The sequence below is a fragment of the Kitasatospora sp. NPDC051914 genome (genome assembly GCF_040680995.1).
In the GTDB taxonomy this organism is placed as follows: domain Bacteria; phylum Actinomycetota; class Actinomycetes; order Streptomycetales; family Streptomycetaceae; genus Kitasatospora.
In genome coordinates, this window is the sequence record NZ_JBFAXX010000147.1 from 1 (window position 1) to 4177 (window position 4177).

Below are 4177 nucleotides of genomic sequence, written 5' to 3' on the forward strand. Positions count from 1 at the left end.
GTCCTGCCACCCGGGGGGTGGCAGGACGCGTCCGTGACGATGCAGGGCTCCGATGCCCGGCTTCCGTACCGTCGGCCGCCGCCTGCGGCCGGTGTGCGGCCAGCTGCTGCCGAGGGCTACTCCCGGCCGGAGCTGACGTAGCGGTTCTGCAGCTGGGGCCAGATCCGGTTCACGTCGGCGGGGTTGACCGAGCCGTCCGGACGGGAGCCGGTCATGCCGTACGCGGCGGTCAGGTACTCCGCGAGGCTCTGCGGGTCGGGCTGCTGCTCGTAGGTGTCGATGTACGCGATCAGGGCGTCGAAGCAGACGTCGGGGTCGAGCGGCTCGGCACCCGGGCGGCGGCCGGCGGGCTGCTCGTCCCCTTCCACCAGGTCGGCCTCGACCGGGAAGTCCAGCCCCGCCAGCTCGGCCCTGTCGGCCTCGGCCTGGTCGAACGGGAGCGGCTCGGCGACGGCCTGCTCGCGCTGGGGCTGCGCGAAACGGCGCACGTCCTGGTCGAACTGCTCGGCCTCGCCCTGGACCGTCTGCTCCAGGCGGATCGGACGGCCGAGCCGACCGGGTGACACCTGGCCCGGCACCGGACGGCCCATGCCCTGGTGGGCCTGCTGGGGACGGCCGCCGGCGCCCTGCACCGGGCGGGCCTGCGGGCCGCCCTGCCGGAGCGGGGCCTGCGGGCCGACGGCGGGAAGGCCGTCCATCGGACCGCCCTGGGCACCGGCCGGCCGGGGGCCGGCAACCCGCGGCGGCTTGAACCACGGGGACATCTGCCCGGGCACCCGGCCCTGCTGGTCGGCGTCGTCGCCCGGCTGCGAGTAGCCCTTCACCGCCCGGGCCATCCACACGTTGAGCTTGGCGGCCTCGGGCTCGGACACCGGCGCGTCCTGCTGGGCCGGCTCCTGTGCGTCCCGCAGCCGCACCGCAGCCAGCTTGGCCAGCGTCGGCGCCACCGCCGCCGCGGACACCGCCGGGCCGACGGCGGGCGTGGCCGCACCCTTGGTGACCTCGAGCGGACCGTCGATCCGGTCGAGGACGCTCGGGTCCAGCGGCACACCGTACTTGGCGAGCTTGAGCGGCAGCAGCGCCTGGAACGGCGCCGAGCGGCGCCAGCCGCGGCCGTAGCGGAAGCGCAGCTGGGCCCGGTAGACCAGACGGTTCTGCTCCAGGCGGACGGTCTCGTCGTACGAGCGGAGCTCCCACAGCTTCATGCGGCGCCAGAGCCGGAACGTCGGCACCGGCGAGAGCAGCCAGCGCATCAGACGGACCGACTCCATGTGGCGGTCCGCGGTGATCGCCGCGATCCGGCCGACGGCGTGCCGGGAGGCCTCCACCACCACGACGAACAGCACCGGGATGACCGCGTGCATCGCCATGCCCAGGGCATCGCCCCAGGAGGCCGCCGCGTTGAACGCGATCGTCGCGGCGGTCAGCAGCCAGGCGGTCTGCCGCAGCAGCGGGAAGGGTATCCGCAGCCAGGTCAGCACGAGATCCAGCGACAGGAGCACCACGATGCCCGCGTCGACGCCGATCGGGAATGCGTACGAGAAGGCGCCGAAGCCCTTCTCCATCGCGAGATCGCGCACCGCGTTGTAGGAGCCGGCGAAACCGATTCCGGAGATCAGACAGGCACCGGCGGCGACCACGCCGAGCAGGGCCCGATGGGCGCGGGTGAGGGATGGGCGACGTGCCATGTAGTTGATCAACCCCTGGGACTCGGCTGCTGCCGTAAGCGACCGTTACTGCCGAATCCACCCTCGGCCGGACACGGGGTCTCCGTGCTGTGGACCGTCTCGGCCCACCGGATACTACTCGTACACGCGTCTGATCACGCCTCCCACCCGGACGCCTGTGTTCGCTGAGGTGCACCGTTGAGGTGCGCCAACACCGCCAGCACACGGCGGTTGGCATCCTCGGCGGGTGCCAACTCCAACTTCGTGAAGATATTGGCAATGTGTTTCGCCACAGCACCGTCGCTGACGGTGAGTCGGGCTGCGATGGCGGAATTGGAACAACCCTCCGCCATCAGTTCCAGCACCTCGCGCTCGCGCGGCGACAGACGTTGCAGCGGCCCCGAGGCAGCCCGGCTCTCCATCAGTTTGGCGATCACGTCCGGGTCCATCGCCGTACCGCCGGCGGCCACCCGGCGGACCGCGTCGACGAACTGCTCGGCGTTGAACACCCGGTCCTTCAGCAGGTACCCGACACCTCCGGAGCCGTCGGCCAACAGCTCACGCGCATAGAGCTGTTGGACGTGCTGGGACAGCACCAGGACCGGCAGGCCGGGGATCTTCCGCCGCGCGACGAGGGCGGCCTGCAGCCCCTCGTCGGTGAGCGTCGGCGGGAGCCTGACGTCCACCACCGCGACGTCGGGCTGTTCGGTCAGCAGGGCCTCCAACAGCTCGGGCCCGGTCTCGACCGCCGCCGCAATGGTGAAGCCGTGCACCTCCAGGAGCTGGATCAGCCCTTGTCGAAGGAGGTAGAGATCCTCGGCGAGGACAACGCGCACGGCAGCTCCATGGTGATGGTCGTCGGCCCGCCCGGCGGACTGCTGAGCGAGAGCGTGCCATCGAAGGTACCCAACCTCCGCTCAATGCCGCGCAGCCCGCTCCCCCGGCCCGGCTGGGCACCTCCGCACCCGTCGTCGGTGACCGTCACCCGCAACAGGCCGGCCCGGAACAGGATGTCCACCCAGACCTGCTCGGCACCCGAGTGCTTGGCCGCATTCGCGAGCAGCTCGCTGATGCAGAAGTACACCGCCGCCTCGACCGGCGCATCGGGCCGCTCGGGCAGGCTCACCGTCACCTCGGTCGGCTGCCGGCTGTCCAGCGCCAGGGCGCGCACCGCATCACCGAGCCCCCGCTCGGCCAGCACGGGCGGGTGAATGCCCCGCACCAGGTCGCGCAGCTCCTGGAGCGCCCTCGCGGACGACTGCCGCGCTTCGGAGAGCAGTTCACGTGCAGCCGCCTGGTCGGTCTCCATCAGGTGCTCGATGGTGCCGAGCGTCATCCCGATGGCGACCAGTCGAGCCTGGGCACCGTCGTGCAGGTCTCGCTCGATCCGGCGGAGCTCGGCCGCCTGGTCACCGATCGCATCCGCCCGGGTGAGCGTCAACTCCTCCACGCGCCGCCGCAGCTGGGTGGCGCTCGCCTGCCGCCCGGGCACCAGCACACGGCAGGCGACGTCGAGGTGCGCCCGAAACGCGTACGGCGCGATGAGCAGACCGCTCACCGCCGCCGCGCCGCCCAGCAGGAGGGATATCAGGTAGCTGAGCGGGTGGCCGCTGCTGAGCTGGCCGTACTCCCGGGGATCGGCCATCGCATCCATGGCGAAGGAGAAGCCGCCCACAAGCAGCAGCGCGGGCGGGCAGAGGAAGAACAGCGCAGACAGCGGATTGAGCACCCACCAGGCCGCGTCCCGCCGGGTCGCCGCGTCCCGCACCGTCCAGTGCACGAACCGCGCCACCCGGGCCGTGCTCTGACGCCGGTGGTACGAGAACCCCGTCCACCAGTAGCCGCGCTCGTCGCGCTCCAGCGTCGGCATCGATGAGTAGCCGGGCCGGACAACCACCGCGCACCAGCGGCGGAGTTGGGACCTCGTCCACCCCGCACTGTGCCGGGAGCACCAGTACGCCGATACCAGCCCGGTGATCGACACTGCCACGAACACGGCGAACGGAACGAACTCGAAGGACTCGAAGAGCTGTACCGTCACACCGCCGGTGATGACGACCACCATGAACGGGACGAAGACGCTCAGCCAGGCTCCGCCGACCGCAAGCACCGATCGGCCCGTCGCCCGAACGCTCTCCCTGAGCCGCTCCGACGCTCCCCGACCGACCACTTTCACCCCTTCAAGGGAAGTTGTGACTGCCACGGTGCTGCTCCTGACATCGACGTCCGACTGGCGATGACATCAGTGTCGCGGGTCGGCCGCTGGCGACACATTGGCTGTGCCACCCGTCTTCGGGGTGGACCTAGCACCACCCCACGAGGCCGATACCGAGGGCTGTCGGAGCAACCCCGATCGAGTCGGGTCCGGAAATGCGAGTAGCCCCGCCCGGGACCCGGGCGGGGCTACTGCGAAGAATTGTTCGGCGGCGTCCTACTCTCCCACAGGGTCCCCCCTGCAGTACCATCGGCGCTCCGAGGCTTAGCTTCCGGGTTCGGAATGTGACCGGGCG

3 protein-coding genes and 1 rRNA gene are annotated in these 4177 nt (G+C 71.1%); all 4 read right to left on the minus strand.

Going from position 1 to position 4177, the window contains the following annotated elements; genetic code table 11:
* Positions 1-116 precede the first annotated feature (116 nt).
* The gene (locus AB0M03_RS39430; RefSeq protein ID WP_363501606.1) at positions 117-1688 is read right to left on the minus strand and encodes a DUF2637 domain-containing protein; all 1572 of its coding nucleotides are present in this window, start codon (positions 1686-1688) and stop codon (positions 117-119) included.
* Positions 1689-1822: 134 nt separating this feature from the next.
* On the minus strand, positions 1823-2503 hold the full coding sequence (locus AB0M03_RS39435) for a response regulator transcription factor (RefSeq protein WP_363501609.1): 681 nt from the start codon (positions 2501-2503) through the stop codon (positions 1823-1825).
* Positions 2455-3777 (minus strand): sensor histidine kinase, encoded by a 1323-nt coding sequence (locus AB0M03_RS39440; protein WP_363501612.1) that lies wholly within the window; start codon positions 3775-3777, stop codon positions 2455-2457. Before AB0M03_RS39440 ends, AB0M03_RS39435 begins: the two co-directional genes overlap by 49 nt.
* A gap of 308 nt (positions 3778-4085) precedes the next feature.
* Positions 4086-4177: ribosomal RNA gene (gene rrf, locus AB0M03_RS39445) — 5S ribosomal RNA — on the minus strand; the annotation flags it as partial.